Source organism: Mucilaginibacter sp. dw_454, from assembly GCF_018449775.1.
Classification (GTDB): domain Bacteria; phylum Bacteroidota; class Bacteroidia; order Sphingobacteriales; family Sphingobacteriaceae; genus Mucilaginibacter.
Genome location: NZ_JAAVVB010000003.1, coordinates 57,403 through 78,130 on the forward strand (window position 1 = coordinate 57,403; position 20,728 = coordinate 78,130).

Consider the following 20,728-nt stretch of genomic DNA (forward strand, 5'->3'; position numbering starts at 1 on the left):
ACTCCACGACATCCATGAAATACAAAAGAATTTTATTGAAACTGAGCGGCGAATCTTTGATGGGCGACAGGCAGTATGGCATTGACAACAAGCAGGTTATGCAATATGCACACGACATTAAAAACGTTTACGATAAAGGCATTGAGATAGCGGTTGTGGTAGGTGGAGGCAATATTTTCAGAGGCCTTAGTGCCGAAAAATCGGGCATGGAACGCGCGCAAGCCGACTACATGGGGATGTTGGCCACAGTGATTAACTGTATGGCGCTGCAAAACGCATTAGAGAATGTTGGTGTTGAAACCCGTCTGCAATCGGCGATTAAAATGGAACAGATCTGCGAGCCTTATATCCGCCGTCGTGCTATGCATCATCTGGAAGTTGGTAAAATTGTGATATTTGGCGCGGGTACCGGTAACCCATATTTTACTACGGATACTGCCGCTTCACTGCGTGCTATTGAGATCAAAGCTGACGTAGTATTGAAAGGCACCCGTGTTGACGGAATTTACACCGCCGACCCGGAAAAAGACCCAACCGCAACCCGTTACGACGAAATATCTTTTCAGGAAGTATATGACAAAGGCCTTAACGTGATGGACATGACCGCCATAACCCTTTGCCAGGAAAATAAATTACCCATCATAGTATTTGATATGAACAAGCCGGGCAATTTCATGAAAATTGCCGACGGCGAACCTATTGGTACGTTGGTGAGATAGAGGGTTTACATTCCTCAGATTACTAAGTATTAAAAATCTTCATAACACGTGGCTGCGTAAATCATTAAAATTTACCGCTATTTGTTATGAAGATTTTTGCTTTTATATCGCTGCTTTGGCTAACTGTTGTATTGCCCGGCAATAACAAACCGGTAGACAAAGTTGACTTGAATCGCTACGCGGGTAAATGGTATTCCCTTTACTCAATACCCACTATGTTTGATAAAGGTACCCGCGAAACCACCACCACTTATACTTTAAATAAAGACGGCTATTACAATGTTGTCACCACCGCGAAAAAAGGCGAGGATAACGAACTGCATACCTACACCTCTAAGCTTTTCCCGATAGCCGAAGATAATAACGCGCAAATGAAGGCCCAGTTTATCTGGCCTATTAAGGTTGATTATTGGGTGATAGACGTGGCGCCCGATTACTCTTATGTAGTAGTTGGCCACCCAGACCATAAATTTCTGTTCATTATGAGCCGTAAACCAACTTTAGACAAAAAGATTTACGAAGCATTGGTTGCTAAATGCAAAGAGATGGGCTACCCGGTAGAAAAATTGACTGCACAGTATCATGATTAAGGTTTATCATCATATGGCTAACAGGTATCTGGCGTATCAGCATAATTTGATAGCGGCTTTATTGCAGTGGTAGAAGCTTCTTCTCAAAAAATCAAGTTTAAAAACATTTTTAGGTTAAATTGCTTAATGGAAGAGCCTAAGATTAATAAGGCTATTTCATAGATTTTACTATTTTTGTCAAAAAAATAAAGCAATGAGCGAACTCGTTAAAAAACAAATAACCGATGCTAAAGCTGCCATGGATCGCGCGATTGAACATGCAGATAACGAGCTAAATAAAATACGTGCCGGTAAAGCAAGCCCATCAATGTTAGATGATGTATATGTTGATTACTATGGTACTGCAACTCCCTTAAGCCAGGTAGGTAGTGTTAATACACCCGATGCCCGTACTATCGTAGTACAGCCATGGGAAAAATCTTTATTGAGCGCTATAGAGAAGGCTATCATGGAAGCTAATTTGGGTGTTAACCCGCAGAATGATGGGGTGATCATTCGTATCAATGTCCCTCCTTTGACAGAAGAGCGCCGCCGCGATCTGGTAAAGAAAGCTAAAGGCGAAGCTGAAAATGGCAAAATAGCTATCCGTAATGTGCGCAAAGACGCTAACGAAAAAATCAGAAAGCTAAAAACTGAAGGTGTATCAGAAGATGAAATGAAAACAGGCGAAGCCGAAGTTCAAAAGCTGACAGACAGCTATATAGTTAAAGTAGACCAACTATCAGAAGCTAAAGAAAAAGATATTATGACAGTGTAAAATATCCATTAATTGTCAAATTAAAGGGAATGAGCTACTTAGCCATTCCCTTTTTTTATTTTTGGGCCATATATGAAAATACTTTTATCATACTTACAAAAATACCGTTGGACAGTAGTTTTTGCACTCATCCTTGCGGGTCTTAATATTGGGTTTTCATTGGTAGATCCATTGATAACAGGCAAGTTAATAGACAATTATATAACGCCTAAAGATAGCCCCTTGTTTACTTACGAATATAGATTACATGGTGCATTAATACTAATTAGTATTGGAATTGGTGCAGCTATGGTGTCGCGTATAGCAAAAAATTTTCAGGATTATTATACCAATATTATCGTACTAAAAACCGGCGCGCAAATGTATGGCGATGGTTTGAAACATTCTCTAGAATTACCTTACCAGGTTTTTGAAGATCAGCGTAGCGGCGAAACGCTGGGCATTTTGCAAAAATTGAGAATTGACTGCGAAAAGTTTATAACATCGTTTATTGCTACACTATTTGTGAGCGTGGTAGGCATTGTATTTGTGATTGTCTACTCCTTAAAAGTAAACTATCAGGTAACGTTGGTATATTTTGCTTCCATGCCTGTAATTGCTATTGTAAGCACATTGCTGAGCCGTCGTATCAAAAAAATACAAGGCACCATTGTTAAAGAAACAACAGCACTGGCGGGTTCGACTACCGAATCATTACGTAACATTGAGTTGGTAAAAAGCCTGGGTTTAGCTAAGCAAGAAATAGAGCGCTTAAACAAAACAACTTATAAGATCCTGGATCTGGAACTCAGGAAAGTGAAATTTGTGCGAAGCATGAGCTTTGTACAAGGTACCGTAGTAAACCTTGTACGTAGTGCAATGATCGTGGTTTTATTGATGCTGATATTTAAGCATACTTTAACATTAGGTAATTATATCCAGTTTTTGTTTTACTCATTCTTTTTGTTTAACCCTTTACAGGAGCTAGGTAATGTAGTGCAATCATGGCGTGAGGCACAGGTGTCGTTAGGTAATTTCAAAGCTATTTTGGAAACTCCAATAGATATAAAACCGGCAAAGCCGGTATTGGTTGAAAAAATTGGAAAATTAACTTTTGATGGTGTAACCTTTAAGCACCTCACTGCAAACCGTAATGCGCTTAACCAAATCAATTTTGAAACTAAAATGGGCGAAACCATCGCTTTTGTTGGTCCGTCTGGTTCTGGTAAAACAACGTTAGTTAAATTGCTGGTAGGTTTATATCAACCGTTAGAAGGTGGCATTAGTTATAATGATATTGACAGCAAAGAGATAGATCTTGATCAACTGCGCGAAAAGGTGGGTTTTGTAACGCAGGATACACAGCTGTTTTCAGGTAGTATCCGTGAAAACTTACTGTTCGTTCGCCCGGATGCCAGCGACGAGGAATGTTTGAATGTGCTGGACCGTGCAGCCTGCCAAACACTAATGGCTCGTGCGTCGCAAGGTTTAGACACCGTAATTGGCGAGGGTGGCGTGAAAGTATCCGGTGGTGAGAAACAACGTTTGTCTATTGCACGCGCTTTGTTGCGCAGACCGGATCTTTTGGTGTTTGATGAGGCAACATCGTCATTAGATTCACTAACTGAGGAGGAGATCACCGAGACTATTAAAGACGTATCAGAGTTTAATAATCATATAACTATCCTGATTGCTCACCGTTTGTCGACCATTATGCATGCCGATAGGGTATATGTATTGGAAAAAGGCCGCATTATTGAATCAGGTAAACACACAGAACTGCTTGATCAAAAAGGTTTATACTACGCCATGTGGAGGCAGCAGATTGGCGAGAAACATACTTTAGAAGTAGAAGGATAATCAGACCATCATAAAAAAGCCCTTTCAATTTGAAAGGGCTTCATTGTTTATATACTTAGCTCTTCTTTAACCTCCGGAGCGGAGATTTCATTGAGCGATAACGGGATCAACTTTTTGGTTTTGAAATAAGTAATGCTGACGATCAATAGCGTCATGCTACCACCAAATAGCACGGATGGTACCGTCCCCAGTAATCTAGCCGCAGTGCCCGATTCGAAAGCACCGATCTCATTAGACGAACCGATGAACATTTGATTTACTGCAGATACCCGGCCGCGCATACTGTCGGGGGTTAACAACTGCATGATGGTGCCACGGATCAATACGCTGATGCTGTCAAATCCGCCCTCGGTAAATAAGAATAATAACGACAGGTAGAAGTTGCGCGATAAAGCAAAGCAAATAATAGATAAACCGAATCCGGTAACTGCTATCAACAAGTTGCGCCAGGGCTTGCCCATTGGTGAGATACGTGCCATGGCCAGCATTACCAACACAGCACCTAAAGATGAAGTCGCACGCATGATACCTAGTCCTTGCGGACCGACGTGTAATATTTCATTTGCAAATACCGGCAACAAGGCTACCGCGCCACCAAAAAACACCGAGAACAGGTCAAGGCTCATAGCGCCGATCATCATTTTGTTATGAAACACAAAGTGTATGCCCTCTGATAAACTTTGCCAGATACTTTCTTTTGGGGTATATATGGGTGGGTATCGCTTTAAAAAGAAAACGCAGACCAATGCTACGGTTAAAAAGATGATAATAACGCTAAATGTTACTGTTATACCGTAAAATCCATAAAGCAAGCCACCTACAAGCGGACCTAAAATCGATGCTATTTGCCAGCTTGAGCTGTTCCAGCTGCTGGAGTTTGGATAAACCTCTTTAGGTACACTGTGCGCCATAATGGTAAATGCTGCCGGGTTATAAAATGCCCGGGCTACACCATTGCAAAAAACCATTACATATAATATTGGGATGATCCAGCCGGCATGAATATAGGCCGACATGCTTTTTAGGGTGATAGTAAACATCACTATGGACGAAAATAAAACCGCAAAAAATACAAATAGCAGCATCTTTTTCTTTTCGGACTTATCTGCAATGTAACCGCCATACAGCGCAATGCCGATAGATGGTATAGCTTCGCTTAGCCCGATTAACCCCAAGGCAAAAGCACTCTTGGTTAACTGGTAAACATAAAAGCCCAAAATAACGGCTTGCATTTGGTAAGCAAAGGTGAAGAAAAACTTCATGCCCAGGTATGAGCGAAAATCTTTATAACGAAGAGCTATAAAAGAATCTTTAGGAGGTAAAGGTTGACTATCAGAATCTGCCATGCGGCAAATTTACGATTCGGCAACTAAGATTTTAGATTATTTGATTTTTAGACAGTAAGATTATAGTTAGCGGCCTATGAGATTTTATCCCAGCTTAAACCTGCATTTTTAGCCATGAATGCTCGATTTAGAATCTGATTTTGGGGCAATGCCAGCTGCGGGTCAACTTCAAAAATCTCTTCAACGCATTTTCTACATAACATTAATAGCTCCTGGTCTGTAGTCAAGTCGGCTACTTTAAGATCAAGTAAACCGCTTTGTTGTGTGCCTTCGATATTGCCCGGACCACGCAGTTGCAGATCAGTCTCAGCTATCTCAAAGCCATTGTTGGTTTTAACCATAGTATTAAGGCGTATGCGGCCATCCGGGCTGAGTTTGTCCTTACTCATTAACAGGCAAAAAGATTGCTCTGCGCCGCGCCCTACGCGCCCCCTGAGCTGGTGCAGTTGCGACAAGCCAAATCGTTCTGCATTTTCAATGATCATGACTGAAGCATTGGGTACATTTACGCCAACTTCGATAACAGTGGTAGCTACCATGATCTGTGTTTCGCCTTTTACAAAGCGTTGCATCTCGAACTCTTTTTCGGCAGGTTTGATCTTACCATATACTACACTTAACCGATATTTTGGCAAGGGAAATTCACGCGAGATCACTTCGAAGCCTTCCATCAGGTTTTTAAGGTCCAGCTTCTCGCTTTCCTTTATTAACGGATATACAATATAAACCTGCCGACCTTTCGCAATCTCTTCCCTCATAAACCCAAATACACGAAGCCTGCTGCTTTCATAAAAATGCACCGTCTTGATAGGTTTACGGCCTGCCGGCAGTTCGTCAATTACTGAAACATCCAGATCGCCATATAAAGTCATGGCCAGTGTGCGCGGGATAGGTGTAGCCGTCATCACCAGTATATGCGGCGGGACAACGTTTTTACGCCAAAGCCTGGCGCGCTGCTCAACGCCAAAGCGGTGCTGTTCGTCAATTACCACCATACCCAGGTTTTGATATTGCACTTTGTCTTCAATCAGCGCGTGCGTACCTATCAAAATTTTAAGCTCACCATTCTCCAGTTTTTGGTGGATGATCTTACGGTCTTTTGGTTTGGTTGAACCGGTTAATAACGCTACTTCAAGAAAGTCATCGCCTACCAGGGCTTTAATGGTTTGATAATGCTGCGAAGCCAAAATCTCGGTAGGGGCCATGATACAAGTTTGAAAACCATTATCAATGGCTATCAACATACTCATTAGCGCAACTACTGTTTTGCCGCTTCCCACATCCCCTTGTAACAGGCGATTCATCTGTACGCCGCGCTGTGTGTCCTGACGGATCTCTTTCAAAACCCGCTTTTGTGCAGTCGTAAGCTCAAAAGGTAACTTATTGTGGTAAAACTCGTTAAAGTATGGACCTACTTTATCAAAGATATTTCCCTTAAACTTTTGAATGCGGAGGAGTTTATTTTTAAGGAGTTTTAATTGTAGAAAGAAAAGTTCTTCAAATTTAAGGCGATGCCTGGCTTCGGCCAGTTTATTGGCATCCTCCGGGAAATGAATATTCCGGTAAGCCTCGGCCCGTGCCATCAATTTAAATTTTTGGATAAGGTACAACGGCAGGTTTTCGCGGATATCGCGAGCATGTTGTTCCAGTAGTGTGGTTATCAACTTTTGCAGACCCTTGCTATCCAGGGTAAACTGCTTCAGCTTTTCTGTCGAGCTGTATACCGGTTGAAGTGTGATGTTGCCCTTGCGCTGCATAGCTTCGGGCGAGTACAGATCAAACTCGGGGTGCGACATCTGTGCTTTGCCATTAAATGATCCCGGTTTACCGAAAAGAATATAGGCTTTGCCTACAGCCAGATTTTTCTCAACCCATTTAATACCCTGGAACCATACCAGCTCCATAACACCGGTTTCGTCCTGTACCTGGGCCACCAGGCGCTTAGTGTGTTTTTCGCCCAGTAATTCTATGTGCGTAACACGGGCAGTTACCTGCACCAGGGGCAGGTCGGGCTGTATTTCTTTGATCTTATAATAGCGGGTACGGTCAATGTGTCTGAAAGGAAAATGCTGTAGCAAATCCTCCAGAGTTTTTATAGCCAGTTCTTTTTTAAGTACATCGGCACGCGCCGTGCCAACGCCTTTTAAATATTCAATAGGAGTTTGAAATGGCTGATCGTTCAAAGGTTATAATCAGGCTTTAACGGCTATTACAGAAATTTCGACACTAACGCCTTTAGGCAGGGCAGATACTTGTACGGTTTCGCGCGCCGGGAAATTATCTTCAAAGTAAGACCCGTAAACCTCGTTAACCTCGGCAAAATCAGCCATGTTGGTCAAAAAGATGGTGCTCTTAACGATGTGGCTAAAATCGGCTTTTGCCTGGGATAGCACAGCTCCAATGTTTTCCATTACCAGGTGAGTGGCGGCAGTAATATTATCGGTAACTAATTCGCCGGTAAACGGGTGTAAAGGTATCTGGCCAGAAACATATATGGTATTGCCGGCTTGTATGCCCTGGTTATATGGGCCTATAGGCTCTGGAGCGTCGGCTGTTTTAATTACTTTTTTCATAGTACGTAATAATTGTGATTTATGCTGATTTTAGTGCTTTTTTAAAATGAACCATTGTATTAGTTTCCAGATAATACCCAATAAAAACACCGTAATAGCAGTGGCATTAACAGCATGCATTACTCTTAAATTAAAGCTGGTAGGTCTGTTCGGATCTTTTTTGCGAAAAAAGTACATAGTACAAATTTAATAAATTTTAGCCCCTGGGCTTTATAGCACAAATATAGTTAAACAAAAAAGGCTCCCCAAAATTGGAGAGCCTTTATATTTTAACTTAACTGTTTATTCAAAAATTATTTTTTGAATTGAACACGACGGTTTAATACACGTCCTTCTTCAGTTGAGTTGTCAGCAATTGGACGAGTTTCGCCATATGCTTTTACTTTTACTTTTTTAGCATCAACACCAGAGTTAACTAAGTAAGTTTTTACTGAGTTAGCACGGTCTTTAGATAAAGCTAAGTTGTGAGCAGCAGTACCTTCAGATGAAGCGAAACCATCTAACTCAACTTTAGAACCTGATGCACGTAAGTCAGCAGAAGTAGCATCAAGAACCGGGTAAGAAGAAGTTCTTAATACTGAGCTATCAAACTCGAATTGAATGTTGCTGTAAGCAGCAGCACCAACTTCTTGTTTTCTCATGAACAATGAAGTATCAATTTTAGGGAACACGATAGCGCAACCTGAACCGTCAACTACTGTACCAGCAGCAGTGTTAGGGCATTTGTCAAATTGATCAGCAACACCGTCACCGTCAGAATCTTTTTTCAAGTCGTTAACTGCGTTTTCAACGTTAGTTACACGGCCTTTCAATGCTTCAACTTCTTTACGCAATGCCTCGTCGTATAATTCGTCATACATCATAGCAACTGGGTTAACCCACTCTAAGTTTGCTTTTGATTTTGAACCTAAAGTGAAGTCTAAACCTGCATAACCGTAAGAGTAACGGTCTTTAGTAGGATAGCCTTTTTTCACACCGTCAAATATGTCATCATCAACAAAGTTTTCAGTGTAACCTAATTTAAAGCCAATAGCGTCAGATAATTTGAATTTAACACCAACACCAACTGGAATAACTAGTTCTGTTACTCTGTTTGGGTAAGTTGAAGTAGGTACAACAGGTAAACCTAAAGAGTTAGGACCGCCAGTTAAAGTTGGTTTAAAATTTACCAAACCAGCACCAGCATTAACTAAGAAGTTAATAGCATTTTCGCGACGTAGATAATCTATAGTAGCTACGTTAACCTCACCAGAGATAGCACCTTGGAAGAAATTAGTTTTGAAAGCTGAGTAATCATTACCAGTTACACCGTCAACGATGTAAGGAGTAGGGCCGCCAACTGGTGAGCTGGTAGCTTTACCTTGTACTTGACCACCACGAAGGTTTAATTGTAATGAAAAAGAATGTGCTAATTGTTTTTTAATGTCAACACCGTAACCAAGGCTGATTTTGTTTCCGGTGAAATCACTTGAACCACCGGTTCCAAGTAATGGTGACGTTGCGCCAACATTTAAGCCAATACTCCAGGTATTGTACTGTCCAGCACCACCAAATACCTTGGCAGTGGTTGTAGTCGACGACGTTGTTTCTGTGGTTTGAGCGCTAACTGCACCGGCTACCATCAAAGAAACAAAAGAGAGAGCGACTGTTTTTTTTAATGTAGAATAGTTCATAGTTTTAAGATTAAACAATGTTTTAATTGTGATTTTTTTCCAAAAATAGTAATTATGTTTGAAACGGTTACCAAATTCTGTTCCAAAAATCATAATACCAACACAAAGAAATAAAAAATGTTCTATAAATAGTACAAATAAAATTAATGCTATGAAATATTTACCTGCCGACAATAGTTTATTTACAAATAATAGAAAAAATTTCGTTTCGAGTATAAAAGCCTCATCTTTAGCGATATTTTATGCAAATGACGAGTATCCGAGGAGTGGTGATCAGACCTTTGTATTTAAGCAAAATGCCGATTTTTTTTATTTAACAGGCATAGATCAGGAGCAAAGTATTCTGCTATTGTTTCCTGACTGTCCTAATTCCTTATACAAAGAAGTACTGTTTTTAAGACAAACCAATGAACATATTGCCGTTTGGGAAGGACACAAGTATACTAAAGAAGAAGCAAGAGAAGCCTCGGGAATTGAAGCTGTATATTGGCTAAGCGAATTTGATAATATACTGCATAGTATTATAAACTATGCCGATAATATCTACATCAACACCAATGAGAATGACCGCTTTAGCTTTTCTGTTCCGTATCGCGATTTGCGCATGCTGGAAAGCCTGCGTGCCAAATACCCGTTACACCATTATGAGCGCTCGGCACCCATTATGCGCGACCTGCGCCCGGTTAAATCGCAAATAGAAATAGATCTGACCAAAAAAGCATGCGCTATTACTAAAGATGCTTTCGAGCGGGTATTGAAGTTTACCAAGCCCGGCGTGACCGAGTATGAGATCGAGGCCGAGATCATCCATGAGTTTATCAGGCAGCGTGCTACCGGCCACGCTTATACCCCTATCATTGCATCGGGCAAGAATGCTATTGTACTACATTATATAGATAACAACCAGGTTTGTAATGATGGCGATGTGATATTATTCGATTTTGGCGCAGAGTACGGAAACTATAATGCCGATATGAGCCGCTCGATACCCGTGAATGGCCGTTTTACTAAACGCCAGCGCGATGTGTATGATGCAGTACTGCGGGTAATGCGCGAAGCCACCAAAATGATTGTTGAAGGAACCGTCTGGAATGAGTACCACGACGAGGTAGGCAAGATCATGAGCAGTGAGTTAATTGGTCTTGGCCTGTTAACCAAACACGATGTTGAAAAGCAGGACCCTAAAATGCCGGCTTATAAAAAATACTTTATGCATGGCACCTCGCATCACCTGGGTTTAGATGTGCATGATTATGCCAGTCGCTACAAACCGTTCGAGGTAGGCAATATCCTAACCTGCGAGCCGGGTATTTATATTCCTGCAGAAGGTTTGGGTATCCGTATTGAGGATAATATCCTGATAACCAAAGGTGGTAATGTTGATTTAATGGCTGATATCCCGGTTGAGGCGGATCATATCGAGGAAATCATGAATTCGTAATTTGATTTGCATGCGGGAGACGCAAAATATTGCGTCTCTACAAAACACCCTAACGTAGAGACGCAATATTTTGCGTCTTAATAAAGGTTAACAAAATTATAAAGGTTAAACCCTTTGTCATTCAACGCTTCGGCAAGATCCTGCCGGAGCTTTTTTTTGTCGATACCGGTCATGCGTTTTTGCTGGATGAGCTTGTATGCTTTTTCAGCAAGCAGATATTCTTTGCGTGTATTTTTAATATTTTGTGCCGATAAAATGAACTGCACAACCTCATCAATACCCTGGTTAGTCGTCGCTATAGTTTTAAAAACAGGTGTCTCGGTAGTTTCTTTTTGATGGATGATCTTTTTGAGGTTATTGGCGAACAGATCGGCATCGTCCCTGTCGGCTTTATTAATAATAAAGGCATCAGCAATTTCCATGAGGCCAGATTTGATATTCTGGATCTCATCGCCCGACTCAGGCACCAGCACCACAAAAGTCAGATCTGCCAAACCCGCTATCTCAATCTCCGACTGGCCAACACCTACAGTTTCTATCAGCACATAATCAAAGCCTGCGGCGCGCAGTACATCAGTCATTTCAATGGTTTTGGCTGATAGTCCGCCTAGCGATCCACGCGTAGCCAGCGAACGAATGAAAACATCCGGACTATTAAAATGATTGGCCATCCGTATCCGGTCGCCCAATAAAGAGCCAAAGTTAAACGGCGATGTAGGGTCGATAGCCAGCACGGCTACCTTATTGCCTTTATTAACCAGTTGTGCTATCAGGCTATTTACCAGCGTACTTTTGCCTGCCCCCGGTGGGCCGGTTATACCTATTATAGGTGTGCTTTTTGTGAACCGGAGATTTTTAAGCAACTCATCGGACGCGGCTAACTCATTCTCAACCACAGTCAACGCGCGGGCAACCGATTTAAAATCGGTACAAGAAATAGTTAATGGTTGGTTTGAGCGCGCCACTTTCTGTTATTGGATTTTACAAATGAATAAAAATATCGCAACATAAATTAATATATCTTTATAATTGCAGCAACGCATTACCATGTCAAAGCCATCTGTATTAGTCACCTTCGATTCGATGAAGAACCCAAACTCGGGTTATTTCAGTTTCGGCAAAGGGCTTGGCGATGCGCTGATCAAAGAAAACAGTAACAGGTTCAAGTTAACCTATTATATGTTTAAAAATACTATCTACTTTTTTAATAGGTTGGTAGAGATTATTTACCTGTACCGCTGGCATCGGTTCTTTTTTCCTTTTTATAACAACTTTGATGTAGTGCATTTTACTGATCAAACTTGCCGGTTAAGGCCGTACCGCGTTAACGGCAAAAAGATCATGACCATTCATGACATTAACAAGGTACACCTGCCGGGCAGCAAACAGCATAAAATAGACAAGCATATCAATAAGCTGCGCAGCTATATGGCGCATTGCGACAGGATAGTTGCCATATCGCAATTTGTTGCCGATGATGTACTGCGGTTCATCCCCGAAATAAAAGGCAAATTGAGTGTGATTCATAACGGAGCCGATAAACTGTATGTAACCGAAAATTACGAGCCAACATATCGGCCTAAAAAAGCTTTTCTGTTTACCATCGGCTTATTGTCGCCACAAAAAGGATTTCATTATATCCCGGTCTTACTTCAGGGTAATGATTATGAGCTGGTGATATCCGGCATTGAAACACCGCACAAAGCAAGGATATTGGAAGAGGCCGAAAAATACGGTTGCCTTGACCGTCTAACCTTGACCGGCCCTATTGCAGACGAAGACAAAGCCTGGTACTTTAAAAATTGCAGTGCCTTTGTATTTCCATCTATTGCAGAAGGGTTTGGTTTGCCGGTTATTGAGGCGCAGTATTTCGGTAAGCCGGTTTTTTTAGCTAAAGCAACGTCGCTGCCCGAGGTTGGTGGTAGCGTAGCCTATTACTTCAATAATTTTGAACCTGCCCATATGCAGGCTGTTTTTAATGATGGAATGAAAGACTATGCAAACAACCATCGCGAAGCTGCCATTATTGAACATGCCAATCAATTTTCGTGGGAAAACTCGGCCGGCAAGTATTTAGCTTTGTATGAGGAAGTGTTGAAGTAGATTATCTCTTTTTCTTCAAGTTCCTTTTAAATCGCCAGAATAAAAAACGCAGCCATATATTATTGCCAAAGTACTTACGCACTAACGCGCCACGATCTTTTTCAAAATCTTTATCTATTGATGTGCTAGAGACACCAGTCTGATTAAAATTGGCCACCAGGTGATCTTTAAATTCAAATCGGTACTCGCCGCTATTATATAGCTCCATGTTGAGGGCGTAATCGGCAGAGATTTTATAGCGGGTGTTGAATTGATATTTATCAAAAACTGCTTTAGGGTATATCATGGCCTGGTGGCAAAGCCCGTATTTAGCAAAGCCATATTCATTTACCGGTATGGTTGGCCCACCCAGCGTCATTACTCTACCATAATATATAAGGTGTTGGTCTTGCAGTTCGTTAGCCAGTTTGGTAAAATCATCAAACAATACATCATCGGCACCTAAAAAATAAATCCATTGGCCGGTAGCGTGTTTAGTGCCCTTGTTCATGGCATCATAAATACCGGCGTCCTTTTCGCTTTTCCAATAAGCTATTCTGTCAGTATTTTGTTCCAATATTTTAGTTGTGCCGTCGGTACTAGCGCCGTCTATCACTACAATTTCAAGTGCGGGATACTTTTGTTGGTAAATACTGTCCAGACAGGCTTGCAAGGTGTGGGCGACATTGTAGGTTACTATGACGATAGAAATTTTAGGCGCGTTTGTTTTCACGGTGCTCAAATGTTAATTATTTATAACGAGTACTGTATATTTGGGGCGACCGTTATACTACCGCAAAGTAACGGTTTATACATATATATTCTACCACATGAAGGTTGCAGGCTTTACATTTATACGCAATGCAGTAAAAAACGACTATCCGGTGGTGGAGGCCATCACTTCTATTTTACCCATTTGCGATGAGTTTGTGGTAGCCCTGGGTAACAGCGAAGATGAGACCGAGCAGCTTATTTTAGGCATTAATTCGCCTAAAATAAAAATAATACACACCGTGTGGGATGAGGATTTACGCGAGGGCGGAGCTGTGTTTGCTGTTGAAACAGACAAAGCTTATCAAGCCATATCGCCCGATGTAGACTGGTGCTTTTATATCCAGGGTGATGAGTGCGTGCATGAAAAATATCTCCCCCGGATAAAAAAAGAGATGGAGCAAAACCTGGACAAAACCACCGTTGAGGGCTTGCTTTTTAAATACCTGCATTTTTATGGATCGTATGATTATTATGGGCATTCGCGCCGCTGGTACCGCCGCGAGATCCGAGTGTTGCGTAATAATAAAGCTATCCATGCCTATCGCGATGCCCAGGGTTTCAGATGGGACGATAGAAAGATCAATGTGAAACTGATTGATGCTTACATTTATCATTATGGATGGGTAAAGCCACCATCGGGCTTAAAAAATAAGCTGCGCAGCTTTAACAAGTTTTATCATGACGACGATTGGATCGAGCAAAACGTACCCGAAACTTTTGAGTTTGATTATAAAAATGCGGACAGGTTATTACCTTTTAAAGGCACGCACCCCGAAGCAATGAAGAAGCGCATAGCGGCTACCAACTGGAACCTGGATATTGATTTCAAAAAGCTAAAAGACAAAATGACCTTTAGGCGCAGGGCTTTGCAAAAAATAGAAGACTGGACAGGTTGGCGGGTAAGCGAGTATAGAAACTACAAATTGCTTAAATGAAAAAGGTACTGTACTTCTTTCCCGATAATGTTGGCAAGCAAAATGCCGGAAATAAAACCCGTGCTATCCAATTACTTAAGTATTTAAAAGGGCGGGGCTATCACGTTGACTTTGCCAGCCAGAAACATGAAAAGTTTGATAAAGGCACCGAGCAGGAAACTATAGATTATCTGCTCAATAATAACCTGGCCGATAACGTTTACTTGTTGCCGCGCAAACCTGCCAAGGGAAATCCTGTCGTCTACTTTTTTAAAAACAAGCTTTGGGATTTGATCTATTATTTGACGGCCTATCCGCTGCGGTCAAATATCCCGACATTTATGACTATTGCGCTCAAAAATGCTTTTGAGGAGATTTTGGCGGCCAATACTTATGATGATATTATTATAAGCTATGTAACCTGTAGTGGTTTGATTTCAAATAAATCATTATTAAAGGGTGCTAAAACCATCATAGATACACACGATTTGATCACGGCTCAATTCAAATACAAAAAGCACTTTCATTTAGGGGTTACTTTTCAGGATGAAATTAGCCGGTTAAATAAGTTTGATGAGGTTTGGGCGATATCGCACGAAGAGCAATATGTGTTTGGGCAGTTCAGTAAATCAAATGTAAGATTGGTGACGTTGATGGTTGATACGGATGACTTAGCGGAAAAAACTGCTGTTGCCCCCAAATATGATCTGATTTATGTAGCCAGCGATAATGTGCACAATAAACGCTCGGCCGAGTGGTTTTTTGAACATGTTCACCCGTTATTGCCCGCCGATATAAAAATATGTGTGATAGGATTGATCAATAAATCTATCCCCGAAAAATATAAAATTGAACGTGTAGCTTATGCCGAAAGGCTGGATGATTACTACGCAGCTTCAAAAATTGCGCTTTGCCCTATGCTTACAGGAACAGGGGTAAAAGTGAAAGTAGTTGAGGCTTTGGCGCATGGCCTGCCGGTGGTTTGTAATCTGCGTGGTATTGATGGCCTACCTAATAAGCGATTAAACGGTTGTTTGGTGAGCGATGATCCTGCTGTGTTTGCTCAGAACATTATTGATCTGCTTAACGATAAAGAAGCATACAACTTGCAAAGCGTGTTTGCTAAAGAATTGTTTAACAACAGCTTCAGCAAAGCGGTACTATATAGAGAACTGGACGCAGCCTTTAACTGATGGAGATTAAGAACCGCAAATTATTCAGGCTGACGCGCTTTGTGCTGCTCAGGCTGCCGGCGGTTTTCAGGTTCCTGGCACTGTTTCGTAAACCAGCTAAACGACTGTTGCTCATTAAAACCGACGCTATTGGCGATTATATCATCTTCAGAAACTTTATTCAAGTATTAAAGCAATCAGAGAAATATCGCGATTACCAGATCGACCTGTTAGGTAATAAACTTTGGTCTGAGCTAACAGAAACCTACGACAAACAATACCTTAACGAAACTTATTTTATCACCCCAAACAGCTATTACGAAGCGCCGTTAAAAACGTTTAAACAAGGCTGGACTTTATTCAGGAATAGGTACGAGGTGGTATTACAGCCAACCTACACCCGTGTTTTTATTACAGATGGTTTTGCGGGTTTAACCGCAGCCAAACAAATTGTTGGGTATCAAAGCAATAATGAGGGTATCGTCCCACGCTATAAAAATAAGACAGATAAATTCTATACCCAGCTTTTACAATTACCTGCCGAGAGTTATTTCGAGTTCAATCGCAACGTGTGTTTTTTTGAAGCTGTTTTATGCACTAAGATCTACCTCAAAGCGCCAAATATCCAGACAAATGCAGGCATCAAAAACGGTATAGCCATATTGCCGGGTGCGGGTGCTTTTAAACGCGGATGGGAGGGCGAGAAGTTCCTGGAACTGATTAATCGTTTGCGCAAAGAAACGAATGAACAGATTTATTTAATCGGCGGCCCTGGCGAAGTAAAGCATGGCGACTTTTTGATGCAGAATTTGCCGACAGGAAGCGTTGAAAATCGCATCAACAAAACCACCCTGCCTGAGCTGATTAACACGATAGCCAATTCTGCTTTGTTGATTGCTAACGAAACCAGCGTTATCCATATGGCGGTAGCTACGCAAACTCCATCGGTTTGTATTTTGGGCGGGGGGCATTTTGAGCGTTTTGCCCCTTATCCGACAGGGACGCCAAACGCGCCGGTTTGTGTTTATGAGAAACTGCCTTGCTATTATTGCAACTGGCTTTGTATCTATAAAACAGAGAGTCATGAACCTTTTCCTTGTATCTCGGCGGTTAGTTTGGAAAATGTTTGGCAGGCTATTCTGCCGCTATTGCCAGACAACACTAATTAAATAATAACGTTAACTTTGCAGACTTTTATAATATTTAATGAAGACATATTTTAGGCTTCTCTCTTTTGCCCGGCCAATTAATAAATTCGCCATCCCCTATATCATTACCACGTTATTGTATGTGTTTTTCAGCACGCTTAACCTGGCATTACTGATACCTTTACTACAGACATTATTCTCAACACCCGGCACCAGTGGTGCAGCCGCAGCCGCCCAACCGCTTGGCCCAAAACCGTCATGGACTAACCTTAGCGCTACCTTCAATTATTATGTAAACTATTTTATTCAGCATTATTCTGCCTGGACAACGCTTGAATATGTTTGCGGTATTATTGTAGTTTCGGTGGTTTTAGGTAATCTTTTCAGGTATCTGTCACAGCGTATTATGGAGAACCTGCGTGTACATACCTTATTGAACTTGCGTAAATCGGTTTTTGATAACGTAATGGATCTACACCTGGGCTATTTCAATAACGAGCGTAAAGGTGATATTATATCAAAAGTAGCTTCTGATGTACAGGTGGTTCAATATTCAGTTACTGCTACCTTACAGGTTATATTTAAAGAGCCGGCGCAATTAATATTTTTCATCGTCACTTTATTTGCCATTAGCGCCAAACTTACTTTTTACTCGTTACTGGTAATACCGGTATCGGCTTTTATCATTTCGCGTATTGTAAAACGCCTTAAAGCGCAGGCTATAGCAGCCCAACAAAGTTATGGCAATATGATTAGTTACCTGGATGAGGCGCTGAGCGGTATTAAAATCATTAAAGCATTTAACGCCGCACCCTTTATTAAGGGGCGTTTTAACCAGGAGAACGAGCAATATTCCAAAATATCACGCTCTATGGCCCGCAGGCAGCAAATGGCATCGCCGGTTTCAGAAACTTTGGGGGTTGTCATGATAGCCTGTATTGTGTTATATGGCGGCTACCTGATATTGAACAGGCAAGCCGGTGGTTTAACCGCTGCGGCATTCATTACCTATATCGCTATGTTCTCGCAGGTTACCCGCCCGGCAAAAGCTATTTCAGATTCGTTCAGCAATATCCACTCTGGTATTGCGGCCGGTGAACGTGTTTTAGCATTGATCGACGAAAAACCACAGATCAACGACCTGCCAGATGCAGTAACTATCGACGGTTTCAACGACGGTATCTATTTTAAAGATGTAAGCTTTGCCTATGGCGAGCGCGAAGTATTATCGCATGTAAACCTAACTGTGCCGCGCGGCAAAACAGTGGCTTTAGTTGGTCCGTCGGGTGGCGGTAAATCTACCATGATGGATCTGATCCCGCGTTTTATGGATCCCAAATCGGGTGCTATTTATGTGGATGATAAAGATATTAAACATGTCACCGCGCATTCTCTGCGCGCCTTAATGGGCACTGTTAACCAGGAGTCTATCCTTTTTAACGACTCTATATTTAATAATATAGCCTTTGGTAAACCCGAGGCTACCCGCGAACAAGTTGAAGCAGCGGCTCGTATTGCCAATGCCCACAATTTTATCCTCGAAACCGATGATGGTTATAATACCAACATCGGCGACCGTGGTACCAAGCTATCAGGCGGCCAGCGTCAGCGCATTTGTATTGCCCGTGCGGTATTAACTAATCCGCCAATCATGTTGCTGGATGAAGCTACTTCTGCCCTGGATACCGAATCAGAAAAACTGGTGCAGGATGCTTTGAATAATTTGATGAAGAATCGTACCTCGCTTATTATTGCTCATCGTTTAAGTACTATCCAAAATGCGGATATTATTGTGGTGTTAGAGGGTGGCAAAATTGTTGAGCAGGGCGGCCACCAGGAGTTGATCAACAAAAATGGCTTATACCGTAAGCTGATAGACATGCAAACCTTTAGCGCCGACTAAATACATGGAAAAGCGCGATCCTAACTATCAAACCCAATCGCCGGTATTATTTATCATTTTTAGCCGTACCGATACCTCTTTACAAGTATTGGAAAGAATCAAACTGGCCAAACCACCACGCATTTATATTACTGCCGATGGCCCAAGACCAACTGTGTCCGGTGAGGATGTAAAATGCGCCGAAACCAAGGCTGCGATAATGGGTGGTATTGACTGGGACTGCGAAGTAAAAACACTTTTCAGAGAGGAAAATGTCGGTCCAAAAATTGCTATATCGTCAGCCATCGACTGGTTTTTTGAAAATGAGGAAGAAGGCATCATTTTAGAACACGATTGCCTGCCGGCAGATAGCTTTTTCTGGTATTGCGATACACTGCTTGAAAAATATCGCAACGATACCCGCATCTGGTTAATTTCAGGAAGCAATTTGTTAAAAGGCAAGACGTGGGGCGGCGCATCATACTATTATTCGCAATTGACTAACGGCTGGGGTTTTGCTACCTGGAAACGCTCATGGGATATGTACGATGTAAACCTTTCTCAATTTGAAGAAAGTGAGGTGAAAGGATATCTCGAAAAGATCTTTACCGATATCAGGGTCATTGATCAATGGGAGAAGCTTTTCAAAGAAACCAAATCGGGCAAAATAAATACGTGGGACTACCAGGCGGGTTTCGCTCATTTTTTTAATAATTGTTTAAACATCATCCCCAATAAAAACCTGGTAAGCAATATTGGTTATGGCGAATTGGCCGAGAATACCCATAACGCAGATCACGCCTATGCCGGCATCCCGCTGGAGGAACTTAATGAGATTATTCATCCAAAAGTAATGCTCCCCGAAAAAGAGGCCGATCACGAAGTTTTAATGATTGAGTTTATGCCCGCTTTCGAGCATCAAAAAAGCCTGCAAAAACATAATTCTGCACGCCGACGGTTTAAGCGTTGGGCAAAGTCGCTGTTTAAAAAATCAAATTAAATTTAGGGGCTGCTTTATAACTAAAAAAGCCGCCCGTTAGGCGGCTTTCTGTTAAATATAATTTATGAGATCAGTTATATATTAATGCCAAAGCCCAATTGGAATGCTTTGTTGCGGTGGTTAGGAACATAAGCCACATTGCCATTTGAGTATGTATTAGTTAAATCGAACGAATAGCGGGCGTGTATGCTCAGTGATTTGTTAACATCAATGCCAACTCCCAGCACACCCTGATAACGCAGATTAGAGCCACTATAAACATATTTATCGCGCATCTCTATAGGGAAGCCTTTGCCGTATGTATTATTGGTGGATACGATATAAGAAACCTGAGGACCCAGAGAAAAATTCACAAACTTACCTGAACGAAATTTTGCTAAAACAGGAAACTCCATAGCCTCAACGCGTTGCGTTAAGTCGCCGGAGGGTGTGCTTGCCGTAAATCCTTTTTGTGAAAATAACAAACCAGGCACGATAGATAATGAATGCGATGCAGGTATATCTGCGTCAAAACCTAAACTAAACCCCGGCAGGTTACCGGTATTAAAATTAGTACCGGTTGTAGCATTAGAAAGATTGGCATTGACTTCAAACGACCATCTGGTTTGATAATAGAAATCATAATCAGCACGATCGCCATTAAAATAAGTTTGAGCACTTACAGTCCCGGCAACCAAAATCATTGTTGCTAACAGTATAATCTTCTTCATTGTGCTGTACATCTTATTGTTACTCTTACGTTGCAAAACTGCAAAGGTTCGATAAGTTGTAAATTAGTTTTTTTGAGTTTGTTGTATGCCTCAGTATACGAAGTTTGG

At 41.6% G+C, this 20,728-nt stretch carries 19 protein-coding genes; 11 read left to right on the forward strand and 8 right to left on the reverse strand.

The genetic code is table 11. The features are described 5' to 3' along the window. Positions 1-14 precede the first annotated feature (14 nt). From pyrH to HB679_RS10710, 4 genes are all read left to right on the forward strand, one after another. Positions 15-719, forward strand: coding sequence for a UMP kinase (gene pyrH / locus HB679_RS10695; protein WP_214071974.1), 705 nt, complete (start codon positions 15-17; stop codon positions 717-719). Positions 720-805: 86 nt separating this feature from the next. Further along, positions 806-1,309, forward strand: a complete 504-nt coding sequence (locus tag HB679_RS10700) for a lipocalin family protein (protein WP_214071975.1) — start codon at positions 806-808, stop codon at positions 1,307-1,309. A gap of 193 nt (positions 1,310-1,502) precedes the next feature. Further along, a complete protein-coding gene (gene frr / locus HB679_RS10705; protein ID WP_214071976.1) occupies positions 1,503-2,066 on the forward strand; it encodes a ribosome recycling factor in 564 nt (187 codons plus the stop codon). 72 nt (positions 2,067-2,138) lie between these two features. Beyond that, the gene (locus tag HB679_RS10710; RefSeq protein ID WP_214071977.1) at positions 2,139-3,905 is read left to right on the forward strand and encodes an ABC transporter ATP-binding protein; all 1,767 of its coding nucleotides are present in this window, start codon (positions 2,139-2,141) and stop codon (positions 3,903-3,905) included. 47 nt (positions 3,906-3,952) lie between these two features. Here the strand turns inward: HB679_RS10710 and HB679_RS10715 are convergent, their stop codons facing one another. From HB679_RS10715 to HB679_RS10735, 5 genes are all read right to left on the reverse strand, one after another. Continuing rightward, positions 3,953-5,251: an MFS transporter gene (locus HB679_RS10715; protein ID WP_214071978.1), complete on the reverse strand. Its 1,299-nt coding sequence runs from the start codon at positions 5,249-5,251 to the stop codon at positions 3,953-3,955. Between the two features lie 74 nt (positions 5,252-5,325). Then, entirely contained in the window at positions 5,326-7,434 is a 2,109-nt protein-coding gene (gene recG, locus HB679_RS10720) for an ATP-dependent DNA helicase RecG (protein WP_214071979.1), read from the reverse strand. A 9-nt stretch (positions 7,435-7,443) separates the two neighbouring features. After that, positions 7,444-7,824 (reverse strand): RidA family protein, encoded by a 381-nt coding sequence (locus HB679_RS10725; protein ID WP_214071980.1) that lies wholly within the window; start codon positions 7,822-7,824, stop codon positions 7,444-7,446. Between the two features lie 30 nt (positions 7,825-7,854). Beyond that, positions 7,855-8,001, reverse strand: a complete 147-nt coding sequence (locus HB679_RS10730) for a DUF6728 family protein (protein WP_214071981.1) — start codon at positions 7,999-8,001, stop codon at positions 7,855-7,857. A gap of 116 nt (positions 8,002-8,117) precedes the next feature. Beyond that, positions 8,118-9,671 carry an OmpA family protein gene (locus HB679_RS10735; protein ID WP_346345152.1) on the reverse strand — a complete coding sequence of 518 codons (1,554 nt, stop codon included), beginning with the start codon at positions 9,669-9,671 and terminating at the stop codon, positions 8,118-8,120. On the opposite strand from HB679_RS10735, the gene HB679_RS10740 reads away from it, so the two are divergent. Beyond that, a complete protein-coding gene (locus HB679_RS10740) occupies positions 9,649-10,938 on the forward strand; it encodes an aminopeptidase P N-terminal domain-containing protein (protein ID WP_214071982.1) in 1,290 nt (429 codons plus the stop codon). The two genes, HB679_RS10735 and HB679_RS10740, sit on opposite strands and share 23 nt — an antisense overlap. 77 nt (positions 10,939-11,015) lie before the next feature. Here HB679_RS10740 and meaB read toward each other — a convergent pair whose 3' ends face one another. Beyond that, positions 11,016-11,903, reverse strand: a complete 888-nt coding sequence (gene meaB / locus HB679_RS10745; RefSeq protein ID WP_214071983.1) for a methylmalonyl Co-A mutase-associated GTPase MeaB — start codon at positions 11,901-11,903, stop codon at positions 11,016-11,018. 82 nt (positions 11,904-11,985) lie between these two features. On the opposite strand from meaB, the gene HB679_RS10750 reads away from it, so the two are divergent. After that, entirely contained in the window at positions 11,986-13,041 is a 1,056-nt protein-coding gene (locus tag HB679_RS10750) for a glycosyltransferase family 1 protein (protein WP_214071984.1), read from the forward strand. 1 nt (position 13,042) lies between these two features. Here HB679_RS10750 and HB679_RS10755 read toward each other — a convergent pair whose 3' ends face one another. Then, complete coding sequence (locus tag HB679_RS10755) at positions 13,043-13,753, reverse strand: glycosyltransferase (RefSeq protein WP_214071985.1); 711 nt, start codon at positions 13,751-13,753, stop codon at positions 13,043-13,045. Between the two features lie 97 nt (positions 13,754-13,850). On the opposite strand from HB679_RS10755, the gene HB679_RS10760 reads away from it, so the two are divergent. The 5 genes from HB679_RS10760 to HB679_RS10780 are packed head-to-tail and all read left to right on the forward strand — an operon-like array spanning position 13,851 to position 19,910. Next, complete coding sequence (locus HB679_RS10760) at positions 13,851-14,729, forward strand: glycosyltransferase family 2 protein (protein ID WP_214071986.1); 879 nt, start codon at positions 13,851-13,853, stop codon at positions 14,727-14,729. Next, entirely contained in the window at positions 14,726-15,901 is a 1,176-nt protein-coding gene (locus HB679_RS10765; protein ID WP_214071987.1) for a glycosyltransferase, read from the forward strand. The genes HB679_RS10760 and HB679_RS10765 overlap by 4 nt, the downstream gene beginning before the upstream one ends. After that, on the forward strand, positions 15,901-17,049 hold the full coding sequence (locus HB679_RS10770) for a glycosyltransferase family 9 protein (protein WP_214071988.1): 1,149 nt from the start codon (positions 15,901-15,903) through the stop codon (positions 17,047-17,049). Before HB679_RS10765 ends, HB679_RS10770 begins: the two co-directional genes overlap by 1 nt. 37 nt (positions 17,050-17,086) lie before the next feature. Then, positions 17,087-18,931 (forward strand): ABC transporter ATP-binding protein, encoded by a 1,845-nt coding sequence (locus HB679_RS10775; RefSeq protein WP_214071989.1) that lies wholly within the window; start codon positions 17,087-17,089, stop codon positions 18,929-18,931. 4 nt (positions 18,932-18,935) lie between these two features. Continuing rightward, complete coding sequence (locus HB679_RS10780; protein ID WP_214071990.1) at positions 18,936-19,910, forward strand: nucleotide-diphospho-sugar transferase; 975 nt, start codon at positions 18,936-18,938, stop codon at positions 19,908-19,910. Positions 19,911-19,984: 74 nt separating this feature from the next. Here HB679_RS10780 and HB679_RS10785 read toward each other — a convergent pair whose 3' ends face one another. Further along, a complete protein-coding gene (locus HB679_RS10785) occupies positions 19,985-20,620 on the reverse strand; it encodes a porin family protein (protein ID WP_214071991.1) in 636 nt (211 codons plus the stop codon). Between the last annotated feature and the right edge of the window lie 108 nt (positions 20,621-20,728).